At 68.4% G+C, this 20,445-nt stretch carries 13 protein-coding genes; 7 read left to right on the top strand and 6 right to left on the bottom strand.

What is annotated here, in order from left to right; all coding sequences use genetic code 11:
• Positions 1-53 precede the first annotated feature (53 nt).
• Genes AB0N78_RS03240 through AB0N78_RS03220 form a run of 5 tightly spaced genes read right to left on the bottom strand, consistent with a single transcriptional unit; the run spans position 54 to position 5,351 of the window.
• Positions 54-842: an ATP-binding cassette domain-containing protein gene (locus AB0N78_RS03240; RefSeq protein ID WP_363385769.1), complete on the bottom strand. Its 789-nt coding sequence runs from the start codon at positions 840-842 to the stop codon at positions 54-56.
• Positions 839-1,696, bottom strand: coding sequence for an ABC transporter ATP-binding protein (locus tag AB0N78_RS03235; RefSeq protein ID WP_363385766.1), 858 nt, complete (start codon positions 1,694-1,696; stop codon positions 839-841). Before AB0N78_RS03235 ends, AB0N78_RS03240 begins: the two co-directional genes overlap by 4 nt.
• Complete coding sequence (locus tag AB0N78_RS03230) at positions 1,693-2,643, bottom strand: ABC transporter permease (protein ID WP_363385763.1); 951 nt, start codon at positions 2,641-2,643, stop codon at positions 1,693-1,695. The genes AB0N78_RS03235 and AB0N78_RS03230 overlap by 4 nt, the downstream gene beginning before the upstream one ends.
• Before the next feature lie 10 nt (positions 2,644-2,653).
• Positions 2,654-3,646, bottom strand: coding sequence for an ABC transporter permease (locus tag AB0N78_RS03225; protein WP_363385761.1), 993 nt, complete (start codon positions 3,644-3,646; stop codon positions 2,654-2,656).
• Positions 3,647-3,650: 4 nt separating this feature from the next.
• Positions 3,651-5,351 (bottom strand): ABC transporter substrate-binding protein, encoded by a 1,701-nt coding sequence (locus tag AB0N78_RS03220; RefSeq protein WP_363385758.1) that lies wholly within the window; start codon positions 5,349-5,351, stop codon positions 3,651-3,653.
• Positions 5,352-5,443: 92 nt separating this feature from the next.
• Here AB0N78_RS03220 and AB0N78_RS03215 point away from each other — a divergent pair, with 92 nt between their 5' ends.
• Genes AB0N78_RS03215 through AB0N78_RS03205 form a run of 3 tightly spaced genes read left to right on the top strand, consistent with a single transcriptional unit; the run spans position 5,444 to position 9,242 of the window.
• The gene (locus AB0N78_RS03215) at positions 5,444-6,667 is read left to right on the top strand and encodes an ROK family transcriptional regulator (RefSeq protein WP_363385755.1); all 1,224 of its coding nucleotides are present in this window, start codon (positions 5,444-5,446) and stop codon (positions 6,665-6,667) included.
• A gap of 23 nt (positions 6,668-6,690) precedes the next feature.
• Positions 6,691-8,802, top strand: coding sequence for an alpha-galactosidase (locus AB0N78_RS03210; RefSeq protein WP_363385752.1), 2,112 nt, complete (start codon positions 6,691-6,693; stop codon positions 8,800-8,802).
• Positions 8,799-9,242, top strand: coding sequence for a MepB family protein (locus AB0N78_RS03205; protein ID WP_363385750.1), 444 nt, complete (start codon positions 8,799-8,801; stop codon positions 9,240-9,242). Before AB0N78_RS03210 ends, AB0N78_RS03205 begins: the two co-directional genes overlap by 4 nt.
• A 7-nt stretch (positions 9,243-9,249) precedes the next feature.
• Here the strand turns inward: AB0N78_RS03205 and AB0N78_RS03200 are convergent, their stop codons facing one another.
• The gene (locus AB0N78_RS03200; RefSeq protein WP_363385747.1) at positions 9,250-10,128 is read right to left on the bottom strand and encodes a substrate-binding domain-containing protein; all 879 of its coding nucleotides are present in this window, start codon (positions 10,126-10,128) and stop codon (positions 9,250-9,252) included.
• A 59-nt stretch (positions 10,129-10,187) separates the two neighbouring features.
• Between AB0N78_RS03200 and AB0N78_RS03195 the strand changes: the two genes are divergently transcribed.
• The 4 genes from AB0N78_RS03195 (at position 10,188) to AB0N78_RS03180 (ending at position 20,219) form a co-directional block, all read left to right on the top strand.
• Positions 10,188-11,387 carry an ROK family transcriptional regulator gene (locus AB0N78_RS03195; RefSeq protein WP_363385744.1) on the top strand — a complete coding sequence of 400 codons (1,200 nt, stop codon included), beginning with the start codon at positions 10,188-10,190 and terminating at the stop codon, positions 11,385-11,387.
• A gap of 198 nt (positions 11,388-11,585) precedes the next feature.
• On the top strand, positions 11,586-12,296 hold the full coding sequence (locus tag AB0N78_RS03190) for a hypothetical protein (protein ID WP_363385741.1): 711 nt from the start codon (positions 11,586-11,588) through the stop codon (positions 12,294-12,296).
• On the top strand, positions 12,293-18,844 hold the full coding sequence (locus tag AB0N78_RS03185; protein ID WP_363385738.1) for an RHS repeat-associated core domain-containing protein: 6,552 nt from the start codon (positions 12,293-12,295) through the stop codon (positions 18,842-18,844). The genes AB0N78_RS03190 and AB0N78_RS03185 overlap by 4 nt, the downstream gene beginning before the upstream one ends.
• 1,108 nt (positions 18,845-19,952) lie before the next feature.
• Positions 19,953-20,219 carry a hypothetical protein gene (locus AB0N78_RS03180; RefSeq protein ID WP_363385735.1) on the top strand — a complete coding sequence of 89 codons (267 nt, stop codon included), beginning with the start codon at positions 19,953-19,955 and terminating at the stop codon, positions 20,217-20,219.
• Positions 20,220-20,445: the final 226 nt, after the last annotated feature.

Raw genomic sequence — 20,445 nt, 5'->3', positions numbered from 1 at the left:
GTCAGCACCGAACTCGGGCCAGGGCCGGGGCGGGTGAGGCCAGGGCCGCGGGGCTAGTGGCCGAGTTCGGCGAGGCGGCGGTCGGGGTCGGGGGCGGCGCTGGCCAGCAGGCGGGTGTACTCGTGCTGGGGGCGCAGGATCACGTCGTCGGCGGGCCCACGTTCGACCACCTCGCCGCGGTAGAGCACCAGGATCTCGTCGGAGAAGTGCCGGGCGGTGGCCAGGTCGTGGGTGATGTAGAGGACGCCGAGGTTCTCTTCGCGCTGCAACCGGGACAGCAGGTTGAGCACGCCGAGCCGGATCGACACGTCCAGCATGGAGACCGGCTCGTCGGCGACCAGGATTCCCGGCTCCGGGGCGAGCGCCCGGGCGATGGCCACCCGCTGGCGTTGACCACCGGAGAGCTCATGCGGTCGTCGCCGGGCGAAGTCCGGGTCGAGCCGCACCCGCCGCAGCAGATCGCGCACCCGCTCCTCGACCTGGGCACCGCTGAACTCGGGGTGGTGCAGCGCCACCGGGCGGGCCAGGTGGTGACCGATGGAGTGGTACGGGTTCAGCGAGGCGAAGGGGTCCTGGAAGACCATCTGCACCTGGTTGCGGTAGGTCCGCAGGCCTCGGCCACGGCGGGCGACCGGCTGGCCGTCCACCAGGATCTGCCCGGAGGTGGGCCGTTCCAGCTGCATCAGCAGTTTGGCGATGGTCGACTTGCCGGAGCCGGACTGGCCGACCAGGGCGATGGTTCGGCCGGGTTCCAGGGTGAGGCTGACCCGGTCGACGGCGCGCAGCGGGCGACGGCCAACCCGGTACTCCTTGACCACATCGCGCAGTTCCAGGGTGGTCATGCCACCACCTCCTCATCGGTGGAGCCGGTGCGCAGGAAGTCGCCGCGCTCGCCGGTCAGGCTGGGGAAGGAGTCGAGCAGGGTGCGGGTGTACTCGTGCTGCGGGGCGGTGTAGAGGGTGACCGCGTCGGCGAGTTCGACCACCTCACCGGCCCGCATCACTGCGATCCGGTCGCTGATCTCCAGCAGCAGCGGCAGGTCGTGGGTGATGAACACCACCGCGAAGCCCAGTTCGGCCCGCAGCCGGGTGATCTCGCGCAGGATCTCGCGCTGCACCACCACGTCCAGGGCGGTGGTCGGCTCGTCCATGATCAGCACCTGCGGTTCCAGTGCCAGGGCCATCGCGATCATCACCCGCTGCCGCATCCCGCCGGAGAGCTCGTGCGGGTAGGAGCGCAGCCGGTCGGCGTCGACGCCCACGCTCTCCAGCAACTCCGCGCAGCGACGTCGCCGGTCGGCCTTGGACATCTGCGGGCGATGGGTGCTGAGCACATCCTCCAACTGGGTCTGAATCCGCAGCACCGGATTGAGCGAGTTCATCGCCCCCTGGAAGACCATCGCCACCTTGTCCCAGCGGAAGGCGCGCAGGTCCTCGCCGTCCAGGGTGGACAGGTCGATGGTGTAGCCCTCCCGGGAGTGGAAGGCCACGGTGCCGCCGGTAATCGACGCCGGGGGCTTGAGCAGCCGGGTGATCGCGTAGGCCAGGGTCGACTTGCCGCAGCCCGACTCCCCGGCCAGGCCGAGGATCTCGCCCCGGAACAGATCCAGGGTGACGTTCTTGACCGCGTGCACCGGCGGGTCGACCAGGTAGTCGACGCTGACGTCCTCGATGGAGAGGACCGGATGGGCGCTCATACCGTCGCCTCCTCGGCCGCTGCGAGCTGGGACCGGGACATCCGCCACTTCTTGCGGGTGGCCCGGGTCTGGGCGCGCAGCTTGGGGTTGATGATCTCGTCGATGGAGAAGTTGATCAGCGACAGCGCAGCACCGAACACCGCCAGCAGCAGACCCGGCGGCACGAACCACCACCAGGCACCCAGTCGCAGTGCCAGACCGTTCTGGGCGTAGAACAGCATGGTTCCCCAGGTGAAGGAGCCGGTGGCACCGAGTCCGAGGAAGGACAACCCCGCCTCGCCGAGGATCGCCGCGATGATCGCCAGCACCACCTGGGAGGCCAGCAGCGGGATCAGGTTCGGCAGGATCTCCACCGCCAGGATTCGCCAGCGCTTCTCCCCGGCGACCCGGGCGGCCAGCACGTAGTCCCGGTTGCGCAGGCTGAGCGTGTATCCGCGCAGCACCCGGGCCGATCCGGCCCAGCTGGTGATCGCCAGCACCACGGCGATCAGCCAGATGGACTTATCCGGCACGTAGGAGCTGATCACGATCACCAGCGGCAGGCCGGGGATCACCAGCATGACGTTGCTGAACAGACTGAAACCCTCGTCCCACCAGCCCCCGGCAAAGGTGCCGACGATGCCGAAGAACGCGCTCAACACCAGGGTCAGCACCCCGACCACCAGGCCGATGGTCAACGATCCGCGGGTGGCGTGCGCGAGCTGGGCGAAGACGTCTTGCCCGGTCTGGGTGGTGCCGAGCAGATGCTCGCCGGAGGGTCCGGAGAGCCCGACATCGCGGACGGTGGACGGGTTGCCGACCAGCAGCGGACCGAGGATGCCGAAGAGCACGATGGCTCCGGCGAGCACCAGTCCGGTGATCAGCTTGGGGGTGACGCGCAGGTGGAACCGTCGCGGTGGGGAGGCGGCGACGGTGGCCGTGGGCGCTTCCTGGGTGATGGTGGCCATGGAGTCCTCCTCAGGCGCGCGCACGGGTGCGCGGGTCGATCAGGCCGTAGAGCAGGTCGACGATCAGGTTCGCGCCGAGCACGGAGAGCGTGATCACCAGGAACACGCCCTGCATCAGCGCGTAGTCGTTGCTGTTCACCGCCATCAGCAGCGCCGAGCCGACCCCGGGGTAGCTGAACACCGCCTCGGTGACGATGGAGCCGGCGACGACGAAGCCCAGCGAGATGGCGAATCCGGAGACCGAGGGCAGCACCGCGTTGCGGGCGGCGTAGGCCATCCTGATCCGGCGCGGACGCAGGCCCTTGGCCTCGGCGGTGACGATGTAGTCCTCGGACAGCGTGGACACCATCATGTTGCGCATCCCGAGCATCCAGCCGCCGATCGAGCTGATCACGATGGTCAGCGCGGGCAGCGTGCCGTGTTCGATCACCGAGCCGAAGAAGCCCCAGCTCAGCTCCGGACCGGCGTAGGTCCACACGTCGTAGCCGCCGTTCAGCGGGAAGACCTGCCAGATGCTGCCGAAGAGGAACAACAGCAGCAGGGCCAGCCAGAAGTACGGCACCGACTGGAGCATGGTGGTGAACGGGATCAGGTTGTCCAGCCAGGAGCCGCGCTTCCAGCCCGCGAAGGTGCCGAGCCCGACGCCGATCACAAAGGACAGCACTGTCGACAGCCCGATGAGGCCGACTGTCCAAGGCAGGGTCTGGCCGATGATCTCGCCCACCCCGGCGGGAAAGTACGCCACCGAGGTGCCGAGGTCACCGCTGAACAGCGCCCCGAGGTAGTCGACGTACTGCTGCCACCAGGAGGCGGAGGAGTCGGTGCCGAGCAGCGCCTCCACCGCCTCCCGGGTGGCCGGGCTGACGGGTCCCTTCGTCGCGAGCTTGGACAACATGATGTCCACCGGATTGCCGGGCATCAGCCGCGGGATGACGAAGTTGATCGTCAGCGCCGCCCACAGTGCCACGGCGTAGAAGCCGAGTTTCTGCAGGAAGTAGCGCACTGTCTCACCCCACCGGTGTGATGGTCTTCAGCACCTGGCCGTTGTCCCACGACTTCCAGGACGCCGGCATGGCGTAGGTGTCCTCGGCGGTCGGCCAGCCGGTGGCCCGGGAGGTGTTGAACTCCGTCAGCATGGAGTTGACGTAGATCGGGATGTACGGGAACTGCTCGGTGATCACGTCCTGGATCTGGGCGTAGGCCTCGGCCTGCACCGCCTCGTCGGAGGTGGAGCGGGCGGTCTCCAGAGCGGCGTCCACCGTCGGGTCGGAGAACCGGGCGGCGTTGCCCGCGGAGGCGGACTCACCGACCGGCACCGTGTTGTCCGTGGCGTAGAACTTGTTGTAGGTGAAGTACGGGTTGCTGGACGCGCCCAGACCGATGGAGTCGAGGCTGAGCTGGAAGTTCCCGCCGGTCTGCGCGGCGTTCCACTCGTTCCAGGACACCTGGGTGGGCTTGAGCTCGATGCCGACCTCGGCCAGCTGCTGGGTCATCGCGTCGTTGAGCGAGATGTAGTCCGACCAGCCGGTGACGGTCTGGACGGTCAGGGACAGGCGCTCGCCGTCCTTGCTGCGAATCCCGTCGGAACCGGCGACCCAGCCGGCGTCCTCCAGGATCTGCTCGGCGGTGGCGGTGTCCGCGGACTGCGGGATCTCGGCCTGGTCCGGGTCAGCGATCCACTTCTGGTCCCGCTCCGGCAGCAGCATGGTGGGGGAGGCCACGCCGGCGAATCCGCCACCGGCCAGGTTGTTCAGCTGGTCGCGGTTGAGTGCGTGGTAGATCGCCTGGCGGACGGCCGGGTCGGTCTGCGGTCCGGAGCAGCCCAGTTCGGCGTTGGAGCAGGAGACCATCACGGTGGTCAGGGCCGGGGTGTTCACATAGGAGATGTCCTGGTTGCCCTTGATGATGTCCTCCAGCCCGGGCAGGAAGGCGCTCATCCAGTCGACGTCACCGGCGACCAGCGAGGCGCTGGCGGAGTCGGCGTTCTCCAGCGAGATGTAGCGGACCTGCTTGACCTTCGGCTCGCCGCCCCAGTAGTCCGGGTTGGACTTCAGCACGTAGGACTGCGCGGAGAAGGTGTCGACGGCGAAGGCTCCGGTGCCCACCGGGTCGGAGTTGACCTCGGTGGTGGGGTCGGCGACGTCCTTCCAGATGTGCTCCGGGACGATGGCCTGGTTGCCGAGCACCTGGGGCTCCTGCATGAAGGAGGTCTCCGGGAAGGTCAGCACGGCGGTGTGCTCGTCGGTGGCCTCGGCGGTGGCGGCGATGCCACCGGTGTTCAGCGCCGGGGTCTCGTGGATGAGGTTGAAGGTGAAGGCCACGTCCTCGGCGGTGAAGGGCTCGCCATCGGACCAGCTCACGTTGTCCCGGGTGGTGATGGTCAGCTGCGTGCCGTCCTCGTTCCAGGCGAAGTCGGTGGCCAGCAGCGGCTCCGGGTCCACGTCGGCGGCGAGGTTGTAGTAGTACAGCGGCTCGAAGATCACGCCCAGAGTGGGCTGTAGCGCGGTGGTGGAGAACGGGTTGAAGTTCTCCGTGATGGTGCCCGTGGCGCCGTTGAAGATGGTGATCGATCCGTCACCGCCCCCGGTGGAGCCGCCGCCCCCTCCGTCTCCGCCACCGCCACAGGCGGACAGGGCGAGTGCGGTGGCGGCGAGTGCGGCGGTGGCCGTGACGGCCCTGGCTGAACGACTGCGCGACCTCAGGAACATCGTTGGTCCTCTCCCGGCTCGGGACCTCACCGGCTCTGGTGAGGTGGAAGAGATTCTTGCCCTACTAAATTTAGTACGTCAAGATACTCGCCATGTCACCGACGACACGGGCCCGGGTGCTCGACCTGCTGCGCACCTCCGGCACGCTTAGCCGGGTGGAGTTGGCGGACCGGACTGGGCTGACCCCCGCCACCATCACCCACGCCGTGCGGGACCTGATCGGCGACGGGCTGGTGCACGAGGTGGGCCGTGCCCGGTCGAACGGGGGCTCACCGCGGCGGCTGCTGGAGCTGGTCGCGGACGCTCGCTACGCGGTCGGTGTGCAGCTGGACCGATGCCGGACCACGGTGGTGGTGACCGACTTCCTCGGGCGGCGGCTGGCCGGGACGGTGTTGCCCGGCGTGGGGCGCGGCGACCCGGGCACCACCCTGGCGGCGCTGGCCACCGAGGTGGAGTCGGTGCTCGCCGAGGCCGCCGTGCCACGCGACCGGGTGCTCGGCGTCGGACTGGTGACCCACGGCCCCCAGGACCGCGCCCGTGGGGTGATCCGCACCGCGCAACCCACCCCGGCCTGGCAGGACTTCCCGCTGACCAGCACGTTGTCCGCGCTGTTGGGGCTGCCCGTGCTGTTGGAGAACGACGCCACCGCCGCCGCCGTGGGGGAGCAGTGGGCCGGGGACGCCGGCACCGACACCTTCGGGGTGCTCTACATGGCTAGCGGCATCGGCGGCGGCGTGATCCTGGGCGGTGACGTGTACGGCGACGAGGTCGCGAATGTCGTCGAGGTCGGGCACATCCCGCTGGACCCGACCTGGCCCGGGGTCTGCGCCTGCGGCAATGTCGGCTGCACCGAGCAACTGGCCGGGCCGGCGGCGGTGGTGCGCGAGGCCACGCTGATGCCCGGGGTGGCCGAGCGGCTGGGCCTGCACAGTGACCGCGACCGGTTGCTGGACGACCTGGACGTGCTGGCCCGGGCCGCCGACGACGGGGACACCACGGTGCGGGCGCTCTTCGACCGGGCAGCCGCGCACCTCGGGGCAGCGGCGGTGACCTTGATGAACCTCTTTGACCTGGACACCGTGGTGCTGGCCGGGCCCGGATTCGCGGTGGCCGGGCCGGTGGTGCTGGCCGGGGCGCGGCCGGTGGTGGAGCGCGGTGCGCTGGCCCGATTGCTGCGCCCGGTGCAGCTGCGGATGTCCGCCGACCCGCAGTCGGTTGCCGCCGTCGGTGGGGCGCTGGTGGTGCTCCGCGGTGGCATCGAATCGGTGGCCCCGGAGAGCGCCCGGACCTGGGCCGAGAGTGGCCTGACCGCATGACCGTCGACGACAGGAGACCAGCCGTGACCGACCCCGTTCTGCTCCGCCGCGACGGCGTGGCCCTGCTGCTCGACCCCCAGCCGACCGGGCTGCCCGCCGTGCTGCACTGGGGCGCGGACCCCGGTGCGCTGACCGGCACCGACCTGCTGGCCTGGCGGGACGCCGTGGGTCGACAGACCCCACCGGCGACCCTGGATGCGGCCTGGCAGGCGAACCTGCTGGCCCAGGAGACCGACGGCTGGTCCGGTCGACCCGGCGCGCAGCTCACCCGGGGCGGGCTGCCGCTCGACCTCGACTGGACGGTGCGTGCCCTCGACATTGAGCCCAACCGTGCGGTGGTGCACGCGCACGCCTCGGGCCTGGAGCTGACCGTGGAGATCGCGCTGTCCGAGGGCGGGTTGCTGGGGCTACGGCACCGGATGACCGTCGTGGCCGGTCCGGACGTCCAGGTCGACTGGCTGGAGCCGACCCTGCCGGTGCCGTCCCGCGCGGAGCGGTTCACCACCTTCACCGGTCGCTGGACCCGGGAGAAGGCACCGGTCACCGGCACGCTGCCGCCCGGTGCGATGCTCCGCCAGAGTCGGCGCGGACGACCCGGCCACGACCAGCCCTGGCTGCTGGCTCTCACCGCCGACCAGCCCCGCAACCGCAGCGGCGAGGTCTGGGCCGTGCACCTGGGCTGGCCCGCCGACACCAGCTACCGCACCGACCGCGGCCCGGAGTTCCCCACCCTGCTCGGTGCCGGTGAGCTGCTGCGCCCCGGCGAGGTCATGCTCACGGCGGGGGAGTCCTACACCACCCCCACCGCGTGGTTCGGCTACTCCGACCGCGGGCTCGACGGTCTCACCGCACGGTTCCACCGCCACCTGCGCGCCCGTCCACAGCACCCGCGCCGTGCTCGACCCCTGGTGCTCAACACCTGGGAGGCGGTCTACTTCGACCACGACCCGGCGACCGTGCTGCGACTGGCGGACCGGGCGGCTGAGATCGGTGTGGAACGGTTCGTGCTGGACGACGGCTGGTTCCCGGCCCGCCGCGACGACACCCGTGGACTCGGCGACTGGGTGGTCGACCGCACGGTCTGGTCGGAGGGGCTGCTGCCGTTGGCCGAGCATGTGCGCGGCCTGGGCATGGAGTTCGGGCTGTGGGTCGAGCCGGAGATGGTCAACCTGGACTCCGACCTGGCGCGCACCCACCCAGACTGGCTGCTGCACGACCCGGCACGGGTGCCAGGACCGGACGGTCTGTCCTGGCGCACCCAGTGGGTGCTGGATGTCGAGCGGGCCTACGACTACCTCCTGGAGCAACTGTCCGCCCTGGTGACGGAGCTGGGGATCGCGTTCCTCAAGTGGGACCACAACCGGGATCTGGTCGACGCCCGCCACCACGGACGCCCCGGTGTGCACACCCAGACTGCCGCCGTGCTGCGCCTGATGGCCGAGCTGAAGCGTCGTCATCCCGGGTTGGAGATCGAGTCCTGCTCCTCCGGCGGTGCCCGGTCCGACCTCGGCATCCTGGAGGTCACCGACCGGGTGTGGGCGTCGGACTCCAACGACGCCGTCGAACGCCAGGACATCCAGCGGTGGACCGGGCTCCTGCTCCCGCCGGAACTGGTCGGCAGCCACGTCGGGCCACCCACTGCGCACTCCTCGGGCCGCACCGTCGACCTGTCCTACCGCCTGGCCACCGCGTTGATCGGTTCGGCGGGATTCGAGTGGGACATCACCGCCTGCCCGCCGGAGGAGGTCGACACCCTGCGGGCCTTCGGGGCGCTGTACCGGGAACTGCGCACGGTGATCCAGACCGGCGAGGCGGTGCACGGCGACCTGCGTGACCCGGCCTGGCGGTTGACCGGTGCGGTGCTGCCGGATCAGGCCGTCTATGTCCTGGCCACGGTGGCGACCCTCGCCGACTCCCGCCCGGAACTGATCCGGCTGCCCGGTCTGGACCCGGACCGCCACTACCGGCTGCGCATCCGCGATGAGATCGGGCGCGCTCGGTGGACGCCAGGCACCCCGCCGTGGGTGGCGGCGGGGGAGGTCACGCTGCCCGGGCGGATGCTGACCGAGGTCGGGGTGCAGGTGCCGTGTCTGTGGCCGGTGCAGGCGCTGGTGCTGCATACCGTGGCCGTGTGACCTTCGACGTCTTCGACCGCTATCGCGCATTGGTGCTGCCCGACTCCGTGGTGGGCATCCGTCCGGAGGCGCAGAGCAGCGACTATCAGGCAGGGCTGGCCGCCATTGACGGGGAGGACTGGCGCATCCGCACCGCTCGGGTCACCCCGACCAAACCCGGCGCCTTCGTCGCGGTGTGGCGTCGTGCTGCGGACGGCGGGACCGAGCCCTTCCCGGCATCCGACCCGGTGGCAGGTCTGCTGGTGCTGGTCGAGGACGACGACCGGTTCGGCGCGTTTCGGTTCACCGCATCGCATCTGGCATCGCTCGGGGTCACCAGCGGACCGGGCCGTCCGGGGCTTCGAGGGTTCCGGGTCTATCCGTCCTGGTGCGAGGGACTGAATCCGCAGGCGACCCGGACGCAGGCCGCGCAGGCCCCCGCATGGACCCGATTGATCTGACCCAGCCTCAGGCCGGAACCGTCTGACCCGACCGCGGACGGGGCGCCGGCCCAGTCGACCCACGCCCCACCACCCGCACCTGTGCCGACCTGCCCGGTGTGGTGCTCCGGCCCGAGGCGGTGTCCAGCAGCACCGCTGCGGTGGCCGCCCCGAGGTCGTGCACATCTCGACTGACCACGGACAGCGCTGGGTCGGCCAGGCGGCACTGATCCGAGTCGTCCCAGGCCAGCAGGGACAGGTCATCCGGCACCCGCATGCCCCGCTCCTGGGCGACGACCAACCCGGCTACCGCCATCACATCGTTGTCGTAGACGATGGCGGTGGGCGGCTGGTCCAGATCGAGCAGCGTGCGGGTGGCGTCCGCACCACTCGCCGCTCCATAGTCACCGGCCACCGTCGTGCCGACCGCTCCGGCCGCCGCCGTCGCCTCGGTGAAACTCGCTGTCCGGGCACGACTGTGCAGGAACCGCTCCGGTCCGCTGACCCGCCCGATCCTGCTGTGTCCCAGCTCCACCAGGTGCTCCACCGCGATCCGCATCGCCGCGCCATTGTCGTAGTCGTCGACGACCGGCAGTCCCCAGGCGGGGTCACCGCCGAGCAGCACCACCGGCAACCCCTCGCGGGCGCACACCGCCGCGCGGTCGTCGCCATCGGTCAGGTCGGTCACCACCACCGCGTCCACCAGGTGCTGGCGCGCCCATCGGCGGTAGAGGGCCAGCTCGGCTGCGCGGTCCTCGGCAGTCACCAGCAGCACCGCGGCCCCGCGCGGGTCCAGGTGCTCCTCCACCCCGGCCAGCAGGTCGCGGTAGAAGGGCGTCAACGGGCCGTCCCCCGGACCGTCGGTCAGCACCAGGCCGAACCGCAGACGGTCGCCATCGCTCGTCATACGGGCGAGTATGGCGCGCCCAGCCCGATCCCGACAGAGGCACGGCCATACTGTTCCCCATGTCCGTGCAGGCCTCCCGGCGTTCCACGCCCTCCCGGGGGCGGGTGCTCGACCTGGTACGGACCCGCGCGCCGATCAGCCGGGTCGAGTTGGCCGAACTCACCGGCCTGACCCAGGCCGCCATCTCTCACGCCGTGCGGGCCCTGATCGACGACGGCCTGCTGGTGGAGACCGACCAGCGCACCTACACCGGTGGTAAACCCCGCGTCCTGCTCAGCCTCAACCCGCGCGCCCGCTGCGGACTCGGCGTGCAACTCGGTGCGGACTGGATCGTGCTGGTGCTCGCCGACGCCGCCGGAGCCGTGGTCGCCCGCTCCCGGCTGCGCGGTGCCCGTGATCGCGACCCCGCCGACGTGGTCGCCGACATCGCCACCGAACTCGACCTGCTGCTGCGCGCCGCCGCTGTCTCCGCGTCCGCCGTCGTTGGCATCGGCCTGGTCGCACCCGGGGCCCTCGACCTGGCCCAGGGCGCGATCCTCGCCTCCCGGAGCATGACCCGCTGGCAGGGCTATCCACTGCGGGACGCGCTCACCCGCGCCACCGGCCTGCCCGTGCTGCTCGACAACGACGCCACCGCCGCCGCCATCGGCGAATACTGGTCCGGGCGGATCGCCGGTTCGGTGGCGCACTGCACCCTGTACATGGGTGCCAGCATCGGTGCCGGGATCGTGATCGGTGGATCGGTCTACCGCGGTGCCAGCTCCAACACCGGACCACTCGGCCGGATGCGCCTGCACGGCCCGGACCACGGCACGGTCGAGGACCTGGCCGGGCCGCACGCCGTCGCCGCCCGCGCCCGCACCGCCCTCGACACCGGCCGCCCCTCGACCATCCGACTCAGCCCCGACGCTGACCCGTTCCTCGACTTCACCGCCGTCGCCACCGCCGCCGTGCACGGCGATGACCTGGCCCACCGCCTGATCGAAGAATCCGCGAACTACCTGGCCGACGCTGCGCTCACCGTCGCCAACCTGCTGGATCTGGACTCCCTGGTGCTCGCCGGGCCGTCCTTCACCACCGCCGGGGCGCTCTACCTGCGGGCGGTGCGCGACCGGATCGACGCGGAGTTCTTCCCCGCGGCGCGGCACGGGGTGCGGGTGATGCTCTCCGGGCAGGTGGCGGATGCGGCGGCAGTGGGGGCGGCGGCGCTGGTGTTGCAGGAGGAGTTGGCGCCGCGGCATCTGGTGGGGGAGCTGTAGGCGGGGGTACTCGGGTGTTGAGCTGTGGCACTCACGCGCGGACGCTGCACTACTGGTCGATACTCAGAAAACCCACAGGAAGTACCTGGTCTGCTCATTGACGAGCAGCTCACGCCCCTTTTCACGAGTGATGACCACTAGGAATGCCCGCAGTGTGCGGGCATTGCAGAGGGCCGCCCGCCGTTCAAGGGGAGCCCCGTGCGTCGTCGTTCCTGGACCCGGTCCATCGCTGTGCTCATCACCGCCGCCGCCTGCTGGGGCATCGCGCCCGCAGCATTCGCGGCACCACCGGCTCCAGCAGAGATGCCGGATCTGCGCTGCGACCCCGGTGACCGCAGCTGCGACACGGACAACGACCGCATCCCCGATGCCGTCGAGCAGGTGGTCTGCGGCTCGGCGACCTGTGCCACCGGGACCGAAGACGTGGATGGCGACGGGGTGCCCGACTGGGTCGAGTACCTGGCTTCCGGGGCCACGGACGGTGTCGACCCGGCAGCTGATCGGGACAAAGACGGGATGCCCGACTACACCGAGCGCCTGACCTGCGGCACGGACACCTGCGCCACCGGTCGCGAGGACGTCGACGGTGACGGCGTCCGGGACTGGGCCGAGATTGTCATCTGCGGCGACACCACCTGTGCCACCGGCGATGAGGACTACGACGGCGACGGCGTGGCCGATCACCAGCAGCTTCAGGCGTGTGTGGTGTACGACCGCAGCTCGTGGTGGGACCAAGTCAACCGGTTGGCCACGACCGGCTGGGGCGGCTGGTTGCTTGCCCTGATCGCCGCAGCGCTGGTGGGCGGGGGTTACTGGGTGGCCCGACGCGCTCGCGCCATCCGTGCGGCCAAGCTGGCGGAGAACGAGTCGGCGGACGACCTGGTCGACGCGTCGGGTAGCCAGGCATGAGCGCCCGGCTGACCGGCGGCCGCGCTGCGGTCGCCGGCATCGTTGTCGCCGCGCTCATGTTCACGACCGCGGGACCCGCTCAGGCGAGCGGACAGAGCACGCTGCTGTCGCGGGCCGAGGTACTCGCACTGGCCGAGCGGATGGCCGCGGAGGCAACCGGTGACTCCGGTGAGGACTCGGCGGCTGCTCCAACCGCACCGTCGTCGACGAGCCCGAGCGGGGGCGACCCGGTGGACGCCGCGGACAATGGCGACCCGACGAGCCAGGTGATGTCGCAGCTCACCGACCCGTTGCGGATGATCGCGCAGACGGCGCAGGAGCCGGATGGCACGCTCACGGCGGGCACCTCCACCACCATCACGGCGGCTGACCTCGGTATCGATGTCACCTTCTCCGGCCATGAGGTGACCGCTGATCTGTCGGTGCGGATCGATGATCTGCCCGGTGCGACGACCGGAGCTCCCGGTGCCCGGGTGGCGCGTGCGGCCAAGTCGACCTCCGCAGCGACCGGGCTGCCGGATGACGCGATCGTGCTGGTCGAACCGTTCGAGGTCGTGGCACGCGATGCCGAAGGCAATGAGGTCACCTCATTCCCGACGCAGTCCGTTCAGGTTCCCCGCGATGGTGAGGACATTCCGGTCACGGACACCGACTTCGTGCCGGGCGTCGTCCTCAACGTTCCCGTCGATGGGGCGAGGACCACAGAGGTGGATACCGGATCGGTGCGCCTCTATACCCGGGAGACCGATGCCGACCAGTGGGAGGAGGTTGCGTCCTACCTGGACTCGGAGTCCGGCGCGGTCTACGGCGAGCTGGATCACTTGTCGCAGTTTGTGGTGATCGGCTCGCCCTTCGTTCCCGATCCGACCCCGAGGATCGTCCTCGACCCCGACAACGACATCGCCAACACCGTGTCGCCGTCCGGGAAGGTCACGGAGCTGCCGTTCAACATCCAGTTGGCCACCCAGACGTCGCTGCTGTTCGGCGAGCGCTGTCACGCCGATGTGCTCGTGACGCGGTCGAACCCCGCTCAGACGACGCTGTCTCAAGCGGTGCGCGCCGGGATGGCAGCCGCGTGGAACCCTGACTTGACCGTGACGCTGGCATTCGATGCCGTCAAGGGACACCCGTGGGGCACCGAGGGCGATGGCGGCTCGAAGATCTACCCAGGCGATGGCCCACACGCGCTCGCCGCAGCTGACTCGCTGAACAACCAGCTGCCTGGCTACACCGGACGCCCGTCCAAGCTCATCGGTTCGGCGGTTCTGCCCTATGACGACTTCCGTCCACTGCCGGGCGCGGTGGTGCACCTCGAGACCCTCAACCTGGACCACAACTACGACTGGCCGGTGATCCAGAACGGGATGCAATACATCGCCAACGGTGTGTTCACCGGATTGGGGATGTACTTGGAATCGCAGGGCTTCAACTGCAACGACCCGAAGCTCGGTGGCTGGCCGGATCGACCGAGCCAGGAGGAGCTGGACCGCTGGCGGAACCTCGGTCACCACAACTTCCAGACCTACGGCGCTGACCCGGTCTCGTTCTCCACCGGAAACCTGATCGAGGACGAGCCGCTGTTCACCTTGTCCGGCCCAGGCGGCTCTGAGACCGATCTGACCTTGACCTACAACTCCCAGGATGGCCGTCTGACCCGCACCGGAGCCGGATGGAGCTTCGACCTCGGTGGACGAGCTCAGCGATTCGCCGACGGTGGCGTGATGGTCGTCCGCGGTGATGGAGCCTCCTTCATGTATGAGCCGGACGGTGCGGGTGGATTCACCGCCGATCCGGGCAACACCTCACGTCTGCACGACCTTGGCGATGGTCGGGTCGAGCAGATCGACGCCGATGGAACCCGCCGGGTGTATGACACCTCGGACATCGAGGGGATCGGCGAGTTGGTGTCCGTCACCGACCGGCAGGGTCACACCACCACGCTCGGCTACGGGGCAGCGGATGCAGACGACCAGTTCCTCCCGCTGACCTCCATCACGGATGCGGCCGGCCAGACGATCCAGGTGCACGGGGATGCACTTGGCCGGGTCGGCGCCTTCGTTCTGCCCGATGGCCGTGCCTGGTCGCTGGGCTATGACGGGGCGGGCAACCTCGTTCAGATCACGAATCCCGATGGCCGGACTCGCACCTTCACCTACGACGACGCCCACCGGATGACCAGTGCCACCGACGCGCTCGGAGTCACCTACCTGCGGAACGCCTTCGACGCTGCCGGTCGGGTCGTCGAACAGTGGGATGCCGATGGCAACCGCCGCACGTGGCAGTTCTCCGACGAAGGCGACAGTCGCGGTCTGCGCTCGGTGGTCTACACCGACAACGAAGGCCGGAAGTCGACGTACCGCTACGACCAGCGATACCGCATCGTTGAGGTCGTGGATGCCGCCGGACGCACTCAGACATATGAGTACGACCAGGCGGACCGGATCACTCGCAAGGTTGACGAGAATGGCCGGGCCACCGGCTACACCTATGACGCGGCCGGCAATGTGCTCACCGAAACCGCGGCCGACGGCAGCGTCCAGTCCTGGACCTACGACGCCCACGGTGAAGTGACCTCGCACACGGACAGCGGTGGGCAGGAGGACGCCGATCGGACCACAGCGTGGGGCCTGTCGGATCGAGGCCTGACCGAGTCGGTCGCCTGGGCCGACGGCACCACTGCCACCGCCGGATATGACGCCCAGGGCAACCTGACCTCGGTCACCGACGCCGCTGGGCAGATCACGCGCTACGAGTACGACGCGCGTGGCAATCAGATCGCAGAGGTCGATCCGCTCGGTGCCCGCACCACCTTCGAGTACGACGCATCCAACCGGATGACCGCCATGGTCGAAGCGAACGGTGCCCGCACCGAGTACCGATGGGACGCCGGCGACCGGCTGGTGGAAGAGATCGACGCGCTCGGTGGCGTGAGCCGGATCAGCTATGACGGCAACGACCACCCGGTGTCCATCACCGACGCCAACGGTGCCACGACGAGCCTGACGTGGGACAACCTGTTCCGGATCACCTCCGTGACGGATGCGACCGGTGCCACGACGAGCTACGAGTACACCGCCGAGGACGAGCTCGTCTCGGTCACCGATCCGATGGGTGCGGTCGTCCGCTACGAGCTCGACGACGCCGACCGGGTCACCGCGGTGACCGACCCCAACGGTGGGGTCTGGACGCAGACCTACGACGAGGCGGGCAATGTGGTCGCCCAGACCAGCCCGTCCGGGGCCGTCACCGAGTACACCTATGACGAACTCGGGCGTGAGCTCTCGGTCACGGATCCCACGGGTGGAACCTGGGCGAAGGGCTACGACACGGTGGGCCGGGTTGTCGCGGAGGTCGATCCCACCGGTGGTGTCACTCAGTTCCATTACGACCTCAACGACCAGGTGGTCCGGATCACGGATCCGCTCGGCCACACGATCGAGTACGGCTACGACGCGGTCGGCAACCAGATCAGCAGAACCGACCGTCGCGGGCAGACCTGGTCCAGCAGCTACGACGCGAACGGTCGGCTCATCTCCGAGACTGACCCGCTGGGGGTCGTCACGAGCTACGCCTACGACCTCGTGGGCAACCTGACCTCCATCACCGACGCCCTCGATGCCGTCACCAGTTACGGCTACGACCTGCTCGGCCGTGCGGTGAGCGAGACCGACCCACTCGGCGGGGTTCGGACCGCCGAGTACGACGCCGTCGGTCAGCCGACCCGTTCGGTTGACGCCACCGGCGCGGCCACCAGCTATGCCTACGACCCGGTGGGACGGGTCACCTCGATCACCGACGGAGTCGAGGCGCTCACCTCCTACGCCTACGACGCCGCTGGACGCCAGATCTCCACCACTGACCCCAACGGGACAGTGACCGCGTACGCCTACGACGCGGCGGGCCAGCTCACCGGAGTGACCGAGGCGGCCGAAGGCACCGTGCAGAACGCAGCCGATGTCGGACCCGTCGAGACCACGTACAGCTATGACGAGGACGGTCGGCTGCTCTCGATCCTCAACGGCCGGGACTTCGCGACCACCTTCGGGTACGACGCCGCAGGACGGGTCACCAGTGAGACCGACGCGACCGGGCGCACCTGGTCCTACCGCTACGACCTGGCAGGCAGGCTCACCACCGAGACCGACGCCGCCGGACGCCACACGAACTACGCCTACGACGATGCCGGCAACCTGACCCGACGCTCGGTCGCTGGGCAGCACATCGAGTACGCCTACGACAACGAGCAACAGCTCATCTCCATGGACGACGGACTCGGCGTCACCGCGTGGGGCTACGACGAACTCGGCCGGATGACACAGCAGGTTGACACCGAGGGCGCCACGCTGAACTACAGCTACGACGCCCTCGGGCAGGTGACCGAACTCGGACTCCCGGCTGGCGACACCATCGCGGCCACCTTCGACGCGGCCGGACGCATGACCGGGCAGACGACGCCCTGGGGCGAACTCGCCTACACCTGGGATGCCGAACATCGCCTGCTGAGCACCGAGCGGACCGAAGCGGACGGTGCCGAGGGCGTCACGACCACCGTCGCCTACGACGCAGTCGGACGGGTCGCCACCGTCGCGCACCTCACACCGGGTCTACCCTCGGCCGAGACGGCCGATGCCGACTCCGTCGAAGGGACAACATCTGTGGTGGACACCAGCACGACGCTTCCGTGGCGTGCTGAGGTCACCCCAACCGTCGGCTCCGCCGATGCGGATGCCAGCAGCGGAACGGCGACCTGCACCAGCTCCGGGTCCTACCTCACGACGAGGACGGTCCCGGAGGGCGGAGCCGGAACTCGGTGCCACGCGGCCACCGACTATCTCGCAGCGCGTGAGGTGCCCACCGCCGAACCGGTAGCCGACAACGGTCGCGGGGTCCGCTACGACTACACCTACGACGCAGCTGACAACGTCACCTCCGAAGCCGCGAGCATCGGACAGGTGCCGGCCGCTGGTGTCGCGCTGGACGACGAGGCAGCTCCGCTGGGCCCGCTGTCGACCGTGACCACCACGCACGCGTATGACGCGCTGTCCCGACTCCGCGAGTCGAGCAGCACCGCGGGCGAGGTCTCGCAGTACACCTACGACGAGACGAACAACCTGACCTCCTGGTCGACGACCACCGATCAGTCGCAGACCACCTGGGAGTCGCACTTCGATGGCGCCAACCGGCTGACGTCGGCATCGGTCCGTGACGGCGAGCGTGCCGCGGAGGTCTCGTACAGCCTGGACGCGAACGGTTCCCGTGTCGCGGGACGGGTCTCCGGTGACCCGCTGTTGACCAATGGGCTGTCCATGTCGGCCACTTACGGTGCGGACGGCAAGATCGCCAGCTACACGGCGAACGGTGCCACCACGTCGTACGAGTACGACGGTTTGGGTCGTGCGGTGTCGACGGCGACCACGGAGAGTTCGGGCACGGTCGAGACATCCTGGGCCTTCGACGGGTTGAACCCTGTCGCCGGGTCGACGAGCACCGGTGCGGATGTGGCCCTGGTCCGTGACTCGCTGGGTGCGCTCGCCTTGCAGTCGGATCAGCAGCTTGCTGGGACACAGGGTGGGTCCGAGCGGTGGGCGTTGGTCGACGCGCTCGGGTCGGTGGTCGCGCAGGCGTCTGCCGCGTCGGGTGCGGCCTCGATCAACGAGCTCACGATGTACGACGACTACGGGGTGGCGGATCAGGCCACATCGGGGTGGGGTGCGTCGCTGGGGTACTCCGGGCAGATGGTGGACCTGTCCACGGGCGGTATCGCGTACTACCAGCGGATGTATGACCCGCTGTCGGGGACGTGGACGGCGCAGGATGCGTGGAGTGGGTTGCTGGAAGTGCCCGGTAGCTTGAACGGGTTCGCGTTCCTGTATGGGAACCCGACGTCGATGATTGACGTCTTGGGCTTCGCCGGCATGCTGATCGATGGGCAATGGGGGAGTCCGGGCGCATTCGCAGCAGCAAAGAAGTCCCGGCAGCCCCAATTCCCGATCCTGGAGCCAATCCCGGCCTTCAGTGACGCCATTGACGAATTGAATGGAAGCCGCAAAACCGTCAAAACCATCCACAAGGGAGTCACGAAGACCCTGAAATCAGCCCCAAAGGTACGTGACTCCGAAAGTGCGCGCCACGGTGGTTTTTGGAACTCGATCGGCGGGTGGTGGTCCGACACCTGGCAAGGAGCTAATCGCTGGTGGAGTGACCACGGCGATGTCGTGCTGGCTGGGGTGGGAATTGTGCTAGGGATTGCCTGCATAGTTCCGGCCGTTGGTCTCGCATGCGCAGTAGCGGGTGGAGTGATGGCCGGTGTCAATTTTGTCGACGGTTTGGTCTACCGTGACGCTAGTCCCGGCGAGGCTTTTGGGCAGCTCGGACTCGATCTGACTCTCCTCGGCTTTGGGGCAGGCGTGTCCAGGGGCCTCGGGTGGGCAGCTGCGCAAAGCGGGGAAGAGGTTTCGCGCGGAGTCGAGATATATGGCAACATTCAAACATCACTGCCCGGATTAGCGCATTCTGGTGGCGCTCTGATCAATACGGGGGGACAATAGTTGATGTCTGCATGGTCTAAAGTGCTCACAAAAAAAGGGCGGGCGCGTCGTCGCTGGTTTAACACGGCATACCTGGTCGTTGCGGTGTGTGCGGGTCTCGGTGTAGCTGTTTTCCTTGCCTCGCAGGGCGCTGCTGATAGCCGAGAGACGGCGAGGGAGCTCCTCCGCAATGGGTGTGCGACTGAGGCCGAGGTCACCCGGAAGTATGTTCGAAATACCTCGAAATACTATGCTTCTTTCGAATTTGAGGGATATGTCGCTTTCGAGCGAATTACCGGATCGACCGCAGGATTGAATCCGGATGGAGGCACGATGATTGTGCTCCACCCGTGCGACGAGCCAGCGCCGGTCATGGTCGAATCGAGGGCCAGGGCGATAGTGCACGCGCCAAACACGGCGGCGCCACTGATATCTCTCATTTGCGGGCTCGCGCCAATGATAATCACGATTGCAGTCTGCGGCGCTCGCCGCCGACCGTGGTGGAATGCGCTCGGAATCGGCGCCTCACCCTGTCGCTCGTGCTACCACTACAAGAGTGACCATGATGAACGCGGAAACTGCAAGAAGCGTCGATGTGTCTGCTCTGGTTACCTGAAAATGACGGCAGCTTCTCCAGTGTCGACGAAAGGTTAGTCTATCAACGAGGTCTCACACTGGGGCTCCAGGGCTGGCGGCCAGAAGCTGGCCCTAGCTGGTCATTCTCATCCCGATTGCATCGATGGTACCTGGTGTCGTCTCTCGATCCTGGTAGAAGCGGCCACTATCGATGGGGAATTGCGACTCTCCTGGGAGTTTTGTGCACGCCAGGGTGAGGAGGTTCGGGCGGTATATGCTTCGCCAAGCTCCGTGCAGGGGCTACGCTGGTCGCGACGGAAATTCTGGAGTGAGCAGATGGATGATCAATGCGATTTGCCCAAGCGGCATTAGCTGCTCTGGTCGGCGTGGTCGTTGCGCCCCTGACTGGCTGTGATCCGGGTCCACTTTCCTCGAACATCGCATTTGGAACCGTGGGTGGCCGCCATGTTGTCGTCGTGAAGACCTGCGGTTGGGTGTCGCCAGCGTTGCGTTCCGAGATGGTGGCGATCGAAACTCGCGCATTGTCGACACAGTGCTGATCGGTCAGGACGCTGGGCCGGATGTGGTCTACGTCGACGTCACCAACGTGCCACTGGTGCGCGACTCTGGGAATGCGGGCGAGGGTCCATTGTTCGTGATCGACGCGTATCGCGATGGTCGCTGGGTTGGGGATCAAATCATCCACTCGATTCCGGGCGATGGTCACGTGACGTTTGTCGGTGATGACATCGTGGTCGAGCCAGTGGAGAGCTTCCTCGCTCGACCGGCGGGATGCGGCCCCTCGTCGTCGCCGAACTGACCGAGCGACCCGAGGTGTGATCGCGAACTTGACCGTTTCTCGCGTACTTGACCGTTTCTGAGAAAAGGTGAAAATGCGGGCGTTCGGCGGGCTGGTGTCAGCAGTGACCCTCGTCTCGGTTCTGCGCGCGTGCGATCCGCCATTGCTCTCAGAGAACATCGCGGTCGTGCGAGGGTGATCGGATCGTGGTCTTGGTCAAGTCGTGTGGGGGCCCGGTGACACGGGT

This window comes from Cellulomonas sp. NPDC089187, assembly GCF_040685135.1.
Lineage (GTDB): Bacteria > Actinomycetota > Actinomycetes > Actinomycetales > Cellulomonadaceae > Cellulomonas.
Note: the sequence above shows the minus strand (reverse complement) of the source record. Positions and strands in the feature narration are given on the sequence as shown.